Raw genomic sequence first — 16,669 nt, 5'->3', positions numbered from 1 at the left:
GCCAAAGCCGTGGCTGTTTCAGAGCACTGAGAGCGGGTTCCCGTTTACGCGGTCAGCTGTCTGCATGCTCACGCCTGTGCAGACAAGCCAAGAAACACGCGCGCGCGTTCGATCCTGCGCAGGCACAACCATTCGATCAACCACACCAGTAACATCGACATGCCCAGCAGCGGCAAAAAGACGCCCAGGCATACCAGAAAGGTGATCAATGCGTAGGGATATCGCGCCGTTGCCATCGCCGGCGGCGCGCCCAGAGTGCTGATAGGACGCCGCCGCCACCACATCACGATGGCGCTGGTGCAGAGCGTCATGAGGCCCAGCGCCGTGAACACGCCAAGGATCTGGTTGATCGGCGGAAACAGTGCACCTTCGTGAATGGCGATGCCGTAGCCGATGATGCGGTCGAGCAACGGTTTTTGAGCGAAGCTGGTGCGCTGCAGGATCGCGCCGGTGGCTGCATCCAGGGTCAGGGTGCTGCGGCTGGGACGATCATCCGCGTCAGAGCGTGCTGTCCAGTGCGGTGCATGCTGTGAGGGCGGCGCGATCAACACCGGTGGTGCGAGGTGTTGCGCGGTGGCGATGGGAACAAGTCGGTCTATGGGCGAATAATCCTCGAGCATGCCGCCTTGGGTGTCACCCATATCCATACCTGGCATGTTCATGCCCATGGCCATATGCATGGCGTGTTCGCCCGAGGCAGGCGTGTTTTCCGCCTTGATCTGCGCACGCTCCGACGCACTGCCCGTCGTCCAGTCTTGTGTTGCCGTATTTGCGGCATAGGTTTGCCGGATCGTGTGCAGCATGCCGCCCCAGGATTTGCTCCAAGGCAATCCCGATAGCAGCAGGAACAGTGCGAACAGCGAAATCCACATGCCGATAACAGCGTGCAAGTCACGCCAGAAAATGCGTTTCCCCTGACGCAACCTGGGATACAGCGTGCCACCCAAGCGTGCGTTGCGCGGCCACCATAGGTATAGCCCGGTGATCAGCATCAGGATGGTCCACGACGCTGCCAGTTCCACCACCATCGAGCCACCGCTACCCAGCAACAACTCGCCGTGCAGGTAGAAAATCACCTTCATGAAACGATCGTTCTCGCGCACCACGCCCAGTACTTGCAAGGTAGCTGGATTGACGAATACACGAATCAGTTCGCTGCCGTGACCGACAAGAATGCGTGTGGCGGCTTCGGGCGATTCCGGTAATACATACGCATTGAGCACCGAGCCCGGCACTGCGCGCAAAGCTGCAGCTACTTGTGCGGAAGCTGGTTGGGCTGGTGCGGTGCTGACGTGCGCATAGCGCCGTTCCAGTAACGGTTCCAGCTGCGGCTTGAACAGATAGATCAAGCCGGTTGTCGCCAGCCACAGCACAAACGGCAGGCAGAACAGGCCGGCGTAGAAATGCCAGCGCCAGATCAGGCGGTAGGCATTTTGTTTGCGTGTTGAGGGTGCGGGGTTTTGATTCATGGCTTGGTGACTCGCGATACGTTGTCTTTCCTCTGAACTTCATTCCACCTCACGTCATCCCGGCGAAAGCCGGGATGACGTGAGGCAAGAAGGGTGTTCGAGGTAAATCACGACGACTACAACCGAAACTTCAGACTGGCGACATACGTACGCTGCGGAAATGGGTGATACAGGAAGTACTTCTCGTTATTGAGGTTGTCGACACCGACCGAAGCCGACAGCTGTTCGTTGATCTGGTAGTTCACGTGCGCATCGAACACCAGGAACTTGTCGAAAGCGCCAAAGACATTCGGTGTGTTGTCGGTGTTGTCCAGCGTCGAGTACTGCTTGCCGCTGTAGCGGCCGGCCAGCGTAAAGGCCCACGCTGCGGTCGGGCGATATGTGGCCACGGCGGTTGCTCGCCAGCGCGGCACGTAGGGCACGTGCTTGCCATCGGCGGTGGTGCCGGCGGCGCTGATAAAGCTCGGGTCGGAAAGCGTGGTCGAGTCGACAAAGGTGACGCTGCCGGAAAGCTCCAGACCCTTAATCAGCACGTTGTTCTGTTGTGCTGCCAGCTCGATGCCACGATTGCGTACCTCGCCCACGTTCATGGTGTAGGTCACCGGCACCGGGTAGTTGGGCAGCGTCGAGGTTTGTGAGATCAACGCATTGCGGGTGTTCTCATCGAATAGCGACACACGCACCGAGCCATCACCGATGGCATGCTCAAGCGCCAGCTCACCGCTCAGGTCGCGCTCCGGCTTAAGGTTGGGATTGGGCGAGGTAAACGTGGAACCGGTGGATACCAGCTGATAGAGCTCGCCGACGGTGGGAAAGCGCAAGGATTTTGCTACTGATCCCGTGAGCCGCCAGGTGGGCGCCATATCCCAGCGTAGCGTGGCCTTGGGCGAGAAGCCGGATGCTTTCTCGGTAGGTTGATAAATCGCTGTCTTGCCACTGAAGTTAAAACCATCGCTGGCCTTCCACTGTTCGTAGCGACCGCCGATTGTCGCCAGCCAATCCGGTGCAAATTGCCAGGCGTCCTGCAGCCAGATGGCATTCGTGCGGGTTTTGCCGCTGCCGGCGGAATACAGGCTGGTCGCGCTGTCCGGATCCTGCCAGACGCTGGTGTTGTAGGTGGGATTGGCCAGCGTGTATTCGTCGGCATGCAAACCTGCGGAGATTTCATGCGCGCCGCCGTAACCATCAGGGCGCCAGATGCCTTGCAGATCGGCGGTCGACCAGTTAGTGCCGGCGTAGCTGGCAAGCAAACCATTTGGCGTGAAAACCGTACCTGCGCCCACGCCGTACGGTGACCATTGGTCATCCTTGATGAAGTGGTAGTGAGTGACGACCAGCGAACCGTCGAAGTCGCCCTTGGTATCGGTCTTCAGCGACGCCGCTTGCATCAGGTGATGTTCGACGATCGCATAGGTGTTGCTGGCGAAGCCTGCTGCCTTGCCGTAAGTCGGTGCGCCGCTGGCGTTGGTCAGATACGTCTGCGTGCGCGATTGGCCGTCGTTGCTCCAATAACCCACCCAATAGGCCGCTTGCAGCCATGGCGTGATGTCATAGGCAAACTTGCCGTTGAGATTAAGCATACGGGTATGCAGCACCCCCCCCGCGCCCAGGACATTGGCTGTTTGGCCAACCTTGTTAAGCGCCGGAATCGTGCCGGTGGTGTTGGCAGGTGTCGAGCCGCTGGTAATGAAGGTCAGCGGCTGGCTGAAACTGTTGGCCGAATTGGCACCCACGAACCAGGAGAACTTGCCGTTCCGTCCACTGGCTGTCACGGCGGTCTTGCTGGTGGCGTAGTTGCCGCGGGTGCCGTACAGGTTGAACGTCTGCAAAGCTTCTGTCTGTTCGATAGTGACTTCGGGTTTGTCCGGCGTGCGGGTGACGATGCGCATCACGCCGCCCATGGCATTGCCGGAATAGGCCGCGGAATAGGGGCCATACAGCATGTCGATGTGGTCGATCTCATCCGGCGACACCATGCCCCAGCGCGGGGCTCCGATGGTGTTGTTGTTGGCGATCAGCGCGGAGATCGGAATATCGTCGACATAAACCAGCGTGCGCGCGCTGGAATTGACGCCCCAGTCGCGTGTCGCCAGCACCGGTTGCGTATCGCCTTCATTGCGCTTGCGGATGAAGACGCTCGGCATGTACTTGGCGGCGTCCTCCACATCCACCGCGTTCACGCTGTCTTCCATTTGCGCGGCAGTCACCGTGACTTGGGTGGCGGGAAAAGCTGGCGTTGTAGTGGGCGTTTGATTGGCCTGGGCCGTCACGCTGACTGCTTCCAGTGTCGTGGGCTTTTTTGCCGTGTTGGTGGGAGCCGTAGACGACGCAGGTGTACTCGGGCTGGTTTGGGCCATGGTGATGGACGACGCCAAAACAGCCAACGGCAACGCAGCCAAGGCGTTGGTACGGGAAATGGTGCGCATTGAATGATGATTCCAATCGGCAGCGCTGCCATTCCGTGAGCAGCGCAAAGAGCTGGGGGCGCGTCAACGCAACCGTTGCCGACAACACGTTACGCGTACAGGCATGACGCCAGCACGCTGGTTTCCGGATGCATTGACAGGGATGACGACGCCTGAGAAAGGCGCCGGATCAGGCGTTGAACACCAACGGTGGTCCCCTGGGACGAGCACTCAGCAACAGCGTCGATGCGGTGTTGCGAGGCAGGATGGCTTGCGGCGAAAGCGCGGGCAGATTGGCCGGTGCGAGTAGCACGGCGACACCCATGCCAACCACCGGCATGTGCGTAAGCAGTACGCAATATCCGCAGCGCGCAGTGGGATCGTCGGGGTGCCCCGGCATGCCGGGATGGCCATGACCTGCGTGGCCCATGTCCATGCCGCAGTCTGCCGTCATACCCATCATCGGGGCATCGGCCGGCATGGTGCGCGCGAGCACTGGCATCAACACGAGCAGCGCCATGGCGGCCAGAGCCATCCAGGCGACGAATCGTTGTTGTGCCGCGCGTTTCAACACGCTCGAATCCCTTGCAGTCGTACAACCCTGGAGCAGGGTCCATACATGATGACATCAAAGTACGAAAACGTCATGCGACAGCGTGTCACGGCGTGTGCATGGGTGGTGCTTTGACGACGGATTGCGTGAGTTGGCTTACGCGCAAGCGTCGTGCATACGTTGGCATGTGCCGTGCCCGTTCTTGCATAGCGATGGCGGTTATCCATGCGAGGCAGCTTGCGGTGGCGTCGCTAAAAATGTAATGTTATAACATTGCTAAATCAAGTATCGAGATGATTATGCGGCAAGGACTCGATCTTTCCGGCGTGATGTTCGCCAGCATGCTGGTGGCCATGGCGTCGTTGTCGGCAAGGCTGGTCGTATGGCTGCCGCCGCGTTACCTGCGGGCGTGTTTGCCATGGCTGCAGGCCATAGCTGCCGGTTTACTGATCGGGGAAGCGATGTTGCACATGTTGCCCGATGCGATAGCGCAAGGAATGTCCGCGCAACAGGCAGGTGAACGGGTTGTTGCAGGTGTGCTCGCTTTCGTGGCGATCGAGTGTGCCGTGCGGGCACTAGGCAAATCATCTTCAACCGCAACCTTCGCGCGGATGGACATCATCGGCGACACGCTGCATCACTTCGTCGATGGCATCGTGATTGGCGCGGCGTTTGCGCTCGATCATGCGCTTGGTTTTGTCGTGGCGTTGGCCATCATGGCGCACGAATTGCCGCGCGAAATGAGTAACGCTGGCGTGCTGGTTGCTGGCGGCTATGCACCGCGCCGCGCGTTCCTGTGGTCGATCGGCACCACACTTGCTGTGCCGATGGGAGCCTTGCTGATCACGCTTACCGGGCAATGGCCGTGGCTGCTTGGCAGCAGCTTGGCGCTGGCGGCAGGCACCACACTTTATCTCGCTTGCGGAGATCTGCTACCCGGCATGTGGCCAACGCTCGGCCGGCAGCATCGCTTTGCACCCGTGGTGGGAGCTACCGCCGGTGTGGTTTTCATGTGGTTTGCCGCGGCGTTGGAGCACCGGCGCTGAAGCAGCCTGCATGCCTTACCGATAATGGAGGATCCGATGCGTTATGCGTTGACATCATTGCTTGCCGCGATTGTGCTGATGGCATGGCCTTCGCGCGCACTTGCAAACCTTCCCTATGAAAGCATGGCGGCTGCCGTGCAGGAGCGCATGGAGAGCTTTTGGTTTGGCCATCGCGCTCAGCCGTCGCAGGCGACGCGTACGATTGTCGTTGTCATGCAGGGATCGCGTTTCATACCGGCGAACATGACGGTACGACGTGGCGAAACCGTACGTTTCCAGATCACCAATCGTGACCGGATCGCGCACGAATTTGTGCTTGGCGATGCCGCCGAACAAGCTGAGCATGAGCGGGAAATGGCATCGATGCCTGGCATGCCGATGAATGACCCTAATGGTGTCACCATCGCGCCTGGCACCACGGGCAATCTGGTCTGGACCTTCACGAGTGCGGGCGAACTGCAATACGCCTGTCACTTGCCAGGCCATTATGAGGAAGGCATGGTCGGCCAGCTGACTATTAGCGAATAAAAGCGTCGCTCGAAGGGGTTTTGATGATGAAGAAAATACGGCCCGGCATTGCCGGCGCGCTGATGGTGATGACATGGGCCGCTCACGCTGGCGCCGCGGCACCGGCATCTAATTTCCAGATTGTTGAGAGCGTGCCCGAGGCAACGATCTACGGCGAGCCTGGCGTGCCACGTACCCAGGATGTGTGGCTGGACATGATCAAGCATGCGCAGCGAAGCATCGATATCGCTGCGTTCTATATCGCAGACCAACCGGGTGAGCCGCTGTCGCCGGTGCTTGATGCGTTGGTCGCGAGGGCAAAAGCCGGCGTGAAGATTCGTGTGCTGGTCGACCAGACCTTCCTCAAGGATAACCAGGACAGCGTCAACCGTTTTCGCAGCGTGAAAGGCATGGATGTGCGGGTGCTGCCTGTGGACACATTGACCGGCGGCGTACTGCACGCCAAGTACATGGTGATCGATGGCGAGAGTGTGTTCGTCGGTAGCCAGAACTGGGACTGGCGTGCGTTGAGCCAGATTCACGAGATTGGCGCGCGTGTCACCAATGATCGCTTTGCACAGACATTCGAAGCGGCCTTCGATTTCGACTGGCAACTGGCAGGTGACCCGAATCTGCCGAAGGCAGCCGAGAAGGCGATGTCACCACCTTCGTTCGCGCCAGCGACGGCCACCGATCCTGTGTTACTGGACGGCGGCAGTACCGATCCGCTGGTGGCTTTTCCAGCGTTCAGCCCTCCGTCGCTGATGCCGCATTGGGTCAGTGCGGAACAACCGGCACTGGTGCATATGATCGACGCCAGCCAGCACACGCTGAGCATCCAGGTGATGACCTTGTCGGCCATTCGCCAATATGGCCCGAAGGGTTGGTGGCCGGAGATCGACACGGCTTTGCGCGACGCCGCCGCGCGTGGTGTGCAGGTGCGCATCATCGTGGCTGATTGGGCCTTGCGCGAGCCGATGCAGGCGTACCTGAAGAGTCTGGCGGTATTGCCGAACATCACGGTGAAGTTCAGCCAGTTGCCGTTGTCCTCGCGCGGATTCATTCCTTATGCTCGCGTCGAGCATGCCAAGTACGCCGTGGCCGACGACCGCAGCGTCTATATCGGCACAGGCAACTGGGAGTGGAGTTACTTCAACAACACGGTGGATGCATCCGTGTTCGTGCAGGGCAGCGGGCCAGCGAAGACGCTGACGCATATCTTCGACCGCGACTGGAACGGTCCGTATGTGACCACGCTGGATCCTGGCAAGAATTACCCGCCGGCACGCAATCACTGACCCATAAAGACATGTCCGGGCACGTCTAGCGTGCCCGGACATGGTCCCTGTTCCCGATAGGCCGGTAAGTTACACGCAAGTGTTGTTTGATGTGCGCACGCATTGTGAAGCCCGGGTGAGCGGCTATTTCACACGCCACGCCATCCCGCATGGTCTTGCGGTTTGGAGAAACCTTTCGTTCCCGGTTGGATCCGGCGGTTTTGGCCACATTTGAACGCTTGTTGTTTCTGGCAAAGGTGGACGCAAACATGAAGATTCTGGTGGTTGGTGCAGGGGCGACGGGCGGCTATTTCGGTGGCCGTTTGTTGGAAAGAGGGCAGGATGTGACCTTCCTGGTGCGCAAGGCACGTGCCGCGGTGCTGGCGCGCGACGGCTTGCTGATCCGCAGCCCGGCCGGCGATGCCGCGTTGCCGTCGCCTTCCACTGTGCAGGCCAGCACCCTGAACCATGCTTTCGACCTGATCATCGTGAGCTGCAAGGCCTATCACCTGGCCCAGGTGATCGACGACATCGCGCCGGCAGTAGGGCCGGATACGGCGATTCTCCCGATCCTCAACGGTATGCAGCATCTGGATCTGCTTGATGCGCGCTTCGGCGCGAAGCATGTGTTGGGCGGCTCTTGTTTCATTGCCTCCACATTGAATGCGGAGGGTGTGGTGCACCATCTCGGCAAGCCGCATCGGCTTACTTATGGCGAACGCGACGGTTCACGTTCAGAGCGCGTCGAACACATCGAGCAAGCCATGCTCAAGGCGAACTTCGAATCGTTTCTGAGCAGCAGCATCCTGCAGGACATGTGGGACAAATGGGTGTTCCTGGCGTCGCTGGCCGGGATTACCTGCTTGATGCGTGCGCCGATCGGCGACATCGTGGCTGCACAGGGCGGAACGCAAGCGACTCTGCAATTGCTGGAAGAGTGCAGCCGTGTAGCCGAAGCCTGTGGCCACGCACCAAGCGAGGCGGCGCTGCAGCGATCACGATCGGTGTTGACCGAAGCCGATTCCAGCACCAGCGCGTCGATGATGCGTGATCTGGAGCAGGGTGGTCAGGTCGAGGCCGATCACATCATCGGTGACATGCTGGCGCGTGGCGAAGCGGCCGGGCTGGATTTGCCGATGCTGCGCGTGACCTATGCGCATCTGAAGGCGTATGAAGCGCGGCGGAGTCATGCAAAGCTCGGGTGAGCTTCCAACTAGATGAAAGGCGTTGGTCGCCCACGGAGTGCCGCGGATAAAAGCGCGGCCCTTTGCGAATGGCGGCAGCTTTTCATCCCTCAACGTCCGCCACTCGTCCCAAATCGGCCACCATCCATCCCCTCAAGCTATCCGAGCACCTATGCGTGACGGACAGTTAAGCCATCCAGGACGTCATGAGCGGAGAAGCGGGCGATGAATAGGCGCGAATGGTTGAAGGCAGCGTTGGCGATACCGTTTCTTTCATTGGCGACGGGTGGCGGGGTGATGTCTACGCTGGCGGCGTCTATCGCCAAGACCGCCAGCGGGCTTCGTTCCCGGGTGCGGCCGGGCGATCCAAACTGGCCTTCGCCGGCACAGTGGGACGGGTTGAAGCAGCAGGTGGGTGGGCGTCTGCTGGCGCCCGTTTCGCCGTTTGCTGATCGCGCCAGCGCCGCGTACAGCGAAGCACTCAAGCACATCAAGAATCCATTCTTCATCGGCGACCAGCCGGCGCTGACCCAGACCAGTGGCTGGGCCAAGGCGTGGACGTCCCAACCTAGCGTTTATGCGGTCGCCGCTGAAAGCACGGCAGATGTGGTCGCAGCGGTGAACTTCGCCCGTGAACACCATCTGCGACTGGTCGTGAAAGGCGGTGGCCACAGTTATCAGGGGACGTCCGATTCTGCTGATTCGCTGTTGGTATGGACGCGGCACATGAACAAGGTGACCCTGCATGACAACTTTGTCGCGCAAGGCTGTACGGACACCCAGCCGCCGCAACCTGCTGTCACAGTACAGGCCGGGGCGATGTGGATCGATGCCTACGATGCCGTGACCACTCATGGCGGGCGCTACGTGCAAGGCGGCGGCTGTACCACGGTTGGCGTCGCGGGGCTGCTTCAGAGCGGCGGGTTTGGCAGTTTCTCCAAGAACTTCGGTACTGCCTCTTCGAATTTGATTGAGGCAGAGATCGTTACGGCCGATGGTGTGGCACGTATTGCCAATGCCTGCACAAATCCGGAATTGTTCTGGGGCATCAAGGGCGGTGGTGGCGGCAGTCTGGGCGTGGTGACGCGGCTGACTTTGCGCACGCACGCGTTGCCGGAATTTTTCGGCGGTGCATTTGGCGAGATCAAGGCATCCTCGGATCAGGCATACCGCGCCTTGATCGGCAAGGCGATGGATTTCTATCAATCCGCTCTGATGAATCCGCACTGGGGTGAACAGATGGCCTTCGGCCCGGATAACCAGTTGCATATTTCCATGGTGTCCCAGGGGTTGAGCGAGCAGCAGGCCACGGATATCTGGGCACCGTTCCTGGATTGGGTGCGTGCGCGCAAGGAGTATTCCTTCCCGAAACCTGTACAGGCTCTCGCTTTGCCGGCGCAGCATTTCTGGGACGCAGATTTTTTCCGTCAGCACCTGCCAGGCGCGATGGTGGATGATGATCGTCAGGGAGCGCCACGCAACCATGTGTTGTGGTCGGGCGATCAAGGGCAGGTCGGCTGGTTTATTCAGGCGTTCCAATCGGCATGGCTACCAGCGTCGCTATTGCGAGCAGATCAGCAATCCCGCCTTGCGGATGCGATTTTTGCTGGCAGTCGTCATCATCGAATGGAATTTCATTTCAACAAGGGCTTGGCGGGTGCTCCGACGGAAGCGATTGCCAGGGCGCGCGATACCGCGATGAATCCGCAGGTGCTCGATGCGTTTGCCTTGGCCATCATTGCTGATGCCGGTGATCCAGCGTATCCCGGTATGCCGGGCCCCGATCTCGCCGCGGCGCGCAGTAATGCCGAACGGGTTGATGCTGCGATGGATGCGTTATTGCAGGTTGCGCCTGGCGCGGGTGCTTATGTGTCGGAGAGTGATTATTTCCAGCGTGATTGGCAGACAGCATTCTGGGGAACGAATTATCCAAGGCTTGCAGCGGCGAAGCAGACATACGATCCGCATGGATTGTTCTTCGTGCATCACGGTGTGGGCAGCGAAGGCTGGAGTGCGGATGGTTTTACGCGATTGACCTGAGATCGCCGCACGACGGACGCAAAGCTTAGGAAAAGCTTAGCGTCCTGTGCCTTTCGTGTCAGGCGGTGATAGTTGTCACAGACCTGTTACACCTGAAGTAACTTGCGTGGGATTGTCAAGAATTCTTCATTTGCGGTGATTACCGTGGTCGGGTTGTGCCCTGTAACTCCGTTCACACACCTTCCCGGAGATCACGATGACCACGACTTCGTCTTACCGCTTTCGCCGCTGGCATGCGGTTACTGCGCTTGCTGTCACGGCACTTGCTGCTGGTGTTGCAGCGTATGCCAACGATTTCTCGCAAGACCGCGATTTTCATTTCTGGCCAGGCAACCTGGTGGTCAGTCGTAGTGTGTACGACAACAACGCCAGCAATGTGCAGATAGGCGAATTACTGCCGCCCAATTGCCCGACCAGCAGCGGTGCTTGCGGTGCGGCGCCCGGTGCGCAGTACGATGGTACTTATCCGTATGTGTTTAACAACGATATCTACGACGGCAGCTTCGGTATCACCTCGCGCATCTATCTTGATCAGATGACGACGAACGGCTGGGTGATCAATTCGCTGGAAGTGCCCAACAGCCTGCGTCCGGCTGCGCGTGAAGGTGAACTGGTCACCAGCTTCAGTTCCAAGTCGGAACTGGGTCTGCATTTGTCGCTTGATGGACGGTACCTCACCTTCATGGGCTACGTCGCGCCGGTCAACGCCCTCGACGTTTCCAACTCAAACACGCCGCTGGCGGTGGATCCCACCAATCCGGATGGCGGTTCCTACTATCGGGCGGTGGCGCTGGTCGACGGCGCTGGCCATTTCCAGTTCACGGAAACGAATGGCTATAGCGGCAACAACGGCCGCGCGGCGATCTACAACAACGTCCATGGCGCGAATGTGTTCTACACCTCCGGCAATGGCGGCAATGGCAGCAATCCGCAGCCGGTGGGTGTGATCCAGGGCACGGGTGCGCAGTGGATCGTGCCTTCCAACTTGCCGGAAGCATTGCAGACCCCGGCTGCTACCACGCCGCTGGCAAGCTTCTCCGTCACGGCACTGGGCGACAAGGCGGACAAGGTTGGTAAGGATGACAACTTCCGTGGCATGACGGTCTACAACAATGTTGTGTATTACACCAAGGGCAGCGGCAGCAACGGTGTCAACACGGTGTACTTCGTCGATACCACCGGCACGGCCTGCCCGAATGGCGTTGGTGTTCCTGTGTCGGGCGCTGCACTGCCATCGTCGTCACTGGCCTTCAACGCAGCGACGCTGCAGAAGGATGGGCTGCCAACCAACATGTGCATTCTTGCCGGTTTCCCCAGCACGCCGGTGAAGACGGCAACGACCGTGTCGTATCCCTTCAGCATCTGGTTTGCGGATGCCAATACGCTGTACGTGGCCGATGAAGGCGATGGTTACGTCGGTGGTACGGATCTCTACACGCATGCTGCTGCACAGACCACGGCCGGTTTGCAGAAATGGGTCTTTGACGCCACGACCAAGACCTGGAACCTGGCCTACACACTGCAGACCGGTTTGAATATTGGTCAGCCGTACACCGTGCGCGATTATCCGACGGGCACCAATACCGCCACCAATCTGCCGTGGGCGCCGGCCACCGATGGGTTGCGCCAGATCACCGGCCGTGTCGATCAGGACGGCAAAGTCACCATCTGGGCAGTCACCTCCACGATCAGCGGCGGTGGCGATACCGGCGCCGATCCTGACAAGCTGGTAGCCATTCGCGACGTGCTTTCCAACACCACGGCGGCCGATGTTGCGAACGAACACTTCGTAACATTGCGTTCGGCAAAGTTCGGCGAAGTGTTGCGCGGCGTGTCGTTTACGCCGGGCACCGACCTTCACGAAGGCTGGCACTAATCGTTCTTTTGAGCGTAACGCCCTCCCCTGTAAGCAGGGGAGGGTTGCTCAATCTTGCATCCTGTCTTCCCAGCGATGCTGTGTCGCTAGAGACTCAGCATCGTTTTGAACCCGCCAAAGATCAGCCGCTTGCCATCAAACGGCAATGCCTTGGCGTCGAACATCGGCTTCATGCGCGGATCGTTCATCACCGCTTTGTTTACACGATCGCGATGCCTGCGTGATTCATACACGATCCATGAGAACACTACCGTTTCATCCGGCTTGAGTTTCACGCTTTGCGGAAACGAGGTGTATTTGCCTGACTTCACGTTGTCGGCCAGGCATTCGGTGTAGGCGATTGCGCCATGTTCCATCCAGATCTTTCCGCATAGGCGCGCCATTCGCCGATAAACCGGCAAGTTGTGCAAGGGAACCGGCACAACAAATCCATCCACGTAGCTCATGAAACCCTCCCAGCCTGTCTCGGCTATCCGGAAATTGCCCGCCAATCATGCGCTTAACGCGGCAGGGAAATAACCGCCCGGGCAGCAGTCGCAACCCTTTCCTCGCGCGCCCACTATGGAGGGGCCAGGACCGCGCCAAAGGCCCTGGTGCCAGTTGCGTCCGCAACTGGAATGACCCTGTTGTTAATATCTAGTGGAGAAGACACATGCACGCACATTTCGAACGCACCGGCCCGCTGACCGAACTGACCAGCTATCCGGAATGGGCCCAGGACCTGGTAACGGCCTGCGCGCCCACCAAGCAAGCCGTGGTTGATCATGAAGCTTGGACGCTGATGCGCGAAGCGCGTCTGGACGCCGTGGGAACGCGCGATTTCATGGTAGGCGTCTGGCCCGTCATCGAGCGTTTTCCCGGTTATATGGCGCTCAATCTGTTGAAGACGCGTTATGGCCGCAGCAAGGGCGAAAACATGGCCCGGCGCTGGCTGGTACGTAACATCCGAGTGGAGCAGAATCATGCCGAATATTGGCTCAACTGGGCCGAAGGCGCTGGCGTTTCACAGGACGAGGTGCTTAATGGTGCAGCCCCTTACGGCACCGAGGCATTGTCGAGCTGGTGTGAAGAGGTAAGTCGGAGCGCGCCGTTGGCGGCAGGCATGATCGCCACCAACTACGCGGTGGAAGGAGCAACCGGGGAGTGGTCGCAGAAGGTCTATGAGAGCATGGCCTATGCCGAAAGTTTCCCCAAGGAAGTCAGGGCGCATAGCCTGCGTTGGCTTCAGCTTCATGCAGCTTATGATGATACTCACCCGTGGGAGGCGCTTGAGATCGTATGCACCTTAGTGGGAACCTCTCCCCGCGCAGACGAGGTTGCATACCTGCAGGAATGCGTCAAACGGAGTTACGTAAGCATGAGGATTACCTTGGATCGGTGCCTGGATGTGCGTCGTGACCCTTGGCTGCTTAGTGAGCCTGCATTGGGCGAGCCCGTTTTTGACGAGCGCGTCGTGGCGAACGAGGCGGCTGCTTAAGTAATTTGAGCCGTAGGGCGATACACATCAGCAGCGTCTTCATGCAGAGTGTGGGCTGATTTTGGCTTAAAGAGGCACAATGCGTATCGCCCGGAATGTCCAGCAACGACCGCTGTCCCGGCGCCTTATGCCCCTGGCATATGGGTTGGCGGCGGTCGTTGGTCTGGTTCTATGCCTGACCTGGGGGGCACTCCAGGTCCAGGTAACGCTTGCTGGTTTCTTGAACGGCGAAAGCCTGTGGTCGAAGGCCCAGAAGCAGACGGTCATCGATCTCTATGCCTACGCGCAGCGTGGTGACCCCGCACGGCTGGAAAGTTTCAAACGCAACTATGAGGTGGTCCGCTCGGATCGCTGGGCGCGTGACGCGATCGCCAAAGGCCATTACGACAAGCAGCAAGTCGCCAACGCGTTCAAGCGCGGCGGTGTGATCCCCGCGGCGATTCCGGGGATGATTTTCATTCTCGATCACTTCTCCCATGCGCCCTATATGGGGCAGGCCATCACCGACTGGCGTTCGGTAGACAGTTCGATCGAAGAACTCAACACCATTGCCGGTGAGCTGCAGCAGGCCTATCAAAACGGCAAGCCATCGGAAGAAGAACTGGCGCGCCAGAGCTCGCGCATCGATAACCTCAACGGCTATATCCAGCCGCGCAGCGATGAATTCTCTTTGGACATTGCACTCGGCGCGGCATGGCTGGGTGGCGTGCTGTTTGCGGGTACGCTGGCCGCGGCGCTGGTGGCGTCACTGCTGTGGTTCCGCATGGCGCAGCGCATTCTCGCCAGCATCCGCGGTACGGAAGAAAAATACCGGCTACTGTTTGACAGCGCCGCTGACGCCATCGTGATGGTGGATGAAACACACGGCAAGATTCTCGGTGTCAACCGCACCGCCAGCGTGTGGACCGGACGCGATCCGCAAGAACTGGTCGGCATGAACTTCCTGGGTTTGTTTGCGGAAGGTAGCCTGCGCGCGGCCGGCACATCGACCATCGGCCTGCTGCGCGCCGTCAATGGCGTGGTCCGCACGGTAGAAACGCACAGCAGCCTCACCACCTGGGGCAACTTACCCGTGCGCCAGGCGATCATGCGCGATATTTCCGATCGCGTGGCGATGGAGCAGGAGCGCCGCATTGCATCAGAGGCCATGGCTAGCGTGGCCGAAGGCATCATCATTGCTGACGCCGAACGCCGAGTGACCACGGTCAACGGGGCGCACACGCGTATCACTGGCTACACGCTGCAATACCTGCAACATCATCGCTTCGACGAATTGCGCCGCATGCCGGACGGCTCGTCACTGCCTTCCTCGATCTGGGACATGGTGGCTGAGGGCGGCAACTGGGTCGGCGAGGTGCAGAGCTGGCGTTCGGATGGATCTTCCTATCCCGAACTGCTCAGCATCAGCGCCATCCGCAACGGCGATGGTCACGTGCAGCATTACGTGGCGGTGATTACCGACATTACGCGCAGCAAGGCCGACCGCCAGCGTTTGGAATACATGGTGGCGCACGACCCGTTGACCGGCCTGGCCAATCGCAGTGAATTCCAACGCCATTGCGCGCATGCGATCGAGGCCGCGGCACGCATGAACGGCGCAGCTGCGGTGCTGTTTGTCGACCTCGATGCCTTCAAGGCGGTCAACGACAGCTACAGTCATGCGATCGGCGATCGTTTGCTGGTGAAAGTGGCGCAGCGTATCCGCCGCGAATTGGGTGAAAACGATGTGGCCAGCCGTATCGGTGGCGACGAATTCACCGTGTTGCTCGGCGGGCTGCGCACGCGCGAGCAGGCCGCGCAATTCGCTATCCGATTACTGCAAAGCTTGTCCGAGCCGATGCTGATCGGCGACTACGAAATCGTCATGAGCGCGAGCATCGGCATTGCCGGTTATCCGCTGGATGGCAGTGATCCGGTGGTGTTGATCGCGAATGCCGATGCAGCCATGTACGCCGCCAAAACCCAGGAGCGCAACACCTTCCGTTTCTACACGCCGCTGATGCACGCCGACGCACGCATGCGCCTGATGCTGGGCGCGGATTTGCGGCAGGCACTGATGCGCGACGAATTCCATCTGGTGTTCCAGCCCAGCGTAGAGTTGCGTACTGGCCGCATCGTAGCGGTAGAAGCGCTCTTGCGCTGGCGGCATCCCGAACGCGGCGAACTGATGCCGGACGAGTTCATCCCACTGGCCGAGAGCCTGGGTTTGATCCGCCGCATCGACGCATGGACGATGCGTGCCGTATGTGCGCAAGTACGCCATTGGGACCAGTTGAAGCTGCCATCCATCCGCGTGGCGCTGAATGCATCGGCGGCTACTTTCGGCCACCCGGGCTTTATCGAAAGCGTGAAACAGTCGCTGCAGAGCAGTCAGATATCGCCCAAGCGCCTGATGTTCGAAATTACCGAAAGCGCGATCCTGCGATTGGGTGAGGCCACTGAGCAAACCATGCACGCTCTGCATGCACTGGGCGTTGGTATTGCCATCGACGACTTTGGTACCGGTTATTCGTCCCTGGCCTACCTGAAGATGTCGGGCATCGATTACTTGAAGATCGATCGCTCCTTCGTTACCGATTTGCCAGACAGCACCAACGACGTGGCCATCGTGGAAGCCATGCTCGCCATCGCCAGGAGTCTGGGTATCTGCACGATTGCCGAAGGCATTGAAACCGCAGCGCAGCATGATTTTCTGCTGCGCGCCGGTTGCGTGGAAGGGCAAGGGTATTACTACTCGCGCGGATTGCCGGCCACGGAGATCGAGCGGATGTTGTCGCCCAATCCGCGGCATGAATCGTCGCGCCTTCGCTTGGTGCCCCCGAAATAGGGGGCAAC

General features: G+C 59.6%; 12 protein-coding genes. 8 read left to right on the top strand and 4 right to left on the bottom strand.

Features of this window, described 5'->3' with window-relative positions; translation table 11 throughout:
- Window positions 1-68 precede the first annotated feature (68 nt).
- The 3 genes from ISN74_RS11435 to ISN74_RS11425 all read right to left on the bottom strand — a co-directional run bounded on the left by ISN74_RS11435 (window position 69) and on the right by ISN74_RS11425 (window position 4,448).
- Window positions 69-1,469: a PepSY-associated TM helix domain-containing protein gene (locus ISN74_RS11435; protein ID WP_188801247.1), complete on the bottom strand. Its 1,401-nt coding sequence runs from the start codon at window positions 1,467-1,469 to the stop codon at window positions 69-71.
- Between the two features lie 116 nt (window positions 1,470-1,585).
- Window positions 1,586-3,895 carry a TonB-dependent receptor gene (locus ISN74_RS11430; RefSeq protein WP_188801250.1) on the bottom strand — a complete coding sequence of 770 codons (2,310 nt, stop codon included), beginning with the start codon at window positions 3,893-3,895 and terminating at the stop codon, window positions 1,586-1,588.
- 169 nt (window positions 3,896-4,064) lie between these two features.
- Complete coding sequence (locus tag ISN74_RS11425; RefSeq protein WP_188801252.1) at window positions 4,065-4,448, bottom strand: DUF2946 family protein; 384 nt, start codon at window positions 4,446-4,448, stop codon at window positions 4,065-4,067.
- Window positions 4,449-4,726: 278 nt separating this feature from the next.
- Here ISN74_RS11425 and ISN74_RS11420 point away from each other — a divergent pair, with 278 nt between their 5' ends.
- From ISN74_RS11420 to ISN74_RS11395, 6 genes are all read left to right on the top strand, one after another.
- The gene (locus ISN74_RS11420) at window positions 4,727-5,473 is read left to right on the top strand and encodes a ZIP family metal transporter (protein ID WP_188801254.1); all 747 of its coding nucleotides are present in this window, start codon (window positions 4,727-4,729) and stop codon (window positions 5,471-5,473) included.
- Window positions 5,474-5,509: 36 nt separating this feature from the next.
- Window positions 5,510-6,001 (top strand): cupredoxin domain-containing protein, encoded by a 492-nt coding sequence (locus ISN74_RS11415; RefSeq protein WP_188801256.1) that lies wholly within the window; start codon window positions 5,510-5,512, stop codon window positions 5,999-6,001.
- A 23-nt stretch (window positions 6,002-6,024) separates the two neighbouring features.
- A complete protein-coding gene (locus ISN74_RS11410) occupies window positions 6,025-7,278 on the top strand; it encodes a phospholipase D-like domain-containing protein (protein WP_229679405.1) in 1,254 nt (417 codons plus the stop codon).
- Between the two features lie 248 nt (window positions 7,279-7,526).
- A complete protein-coding gene (gene panE / locus ISN74_RS11405; RefSeq protein WP_188801258.1) occupies window positions 7,527-8,462 on the top strand; it encodes a 2-dehydropantoate 2-reductase in 936 nt (311 codons plus the stop codon).
- Between the two features lie 204 nt (window positions 8,463-8,666).
- Window positions 8,667-10,481 (top strand): FAD-binding oxidoreductase, encoded by a 1,815-nt coding sequence (locus ISN74_RS11400; protein WP_188801260.1) that lies wholly within the window; start codon window positions 8,667-8,669, stop codon window positions 10,479-10,481.
- Between the two features lie 196 nt (window positions 10,482-10,677).
- Window positions 10,678-12,357, top strand: a complete 1,680-nt coding sequence (locus tag ISN74_RS11395) for a hypothetical protein (protein WP_188801262.1) — start codon at window positions 10,678-10,680, stop codon at window positions 12,355-12,357.
- A gap of 86 nt (window positions 12,358-12,443) precedes the next feature.
- Here the strand turns inward: ISN74_RS11395 and ISN74_RS11390 are convergent, their stop codons facing one another.
- Window positions 12,444-12,803: a DUF1428 domain-containing protein gene (locus tag ISN74_RS11390; protein WP_188801264.1), complete on the bottom strand. Its 360-nt coding sequence runs from the start codon at window positions 12,801-12,803 to the stop codon at window positions 12,444-12,446.
- A gap of 206 nt (window positions 12,804-13,009) precedes the next feature.
- Between ISN74_RS11390 and ISN74_RS11385 the strand changes: the two genes are divergently transcribed.
- Window positions 13,010-13,834 carry an iron-containing redox enzyme family protein gene (locus ISN74_RS11385; RefSeq protein WP_188801266.1) on the top strand — a complete coding sequence of 275 codons (825 nt, stop codon included), beginning with the start codon at window positions 13,010-13,012 and terminating at the stop codon, window positions 13,832-13,834.
- A gap of 127 nt (window positions 13,835-13,961) precedes the next feature.
- On the top strand, window positions 13,962-16,661 hold the full coding sequence (locus ISN74_RS11380) for a putative bifunctional diguanylate cyclase/phosphodiesterase (protein WP_188801268.1): 2,700 nt from the start codon (window positions 13,962-13,964) through the stop codon (window positions 16,659-16,661).
- Window positions 16,662-16,669 lie beyond the last annotated feature (8 nt).

This window comes from Dyella caseinilytica (genome assembly GCF_016865235.1).
Lineage (GTDB): Bacteria > Pseudomonadota > Gammaproteobacteria > Xanthomonadales > Rhodanobacteraceae > Dyella_B > Dyella_B caseinilytica.
Note: the sequence above shows the minus strand (reverse complement) of the source record. Positions and strands in the feature narration are given on the sequence as shown.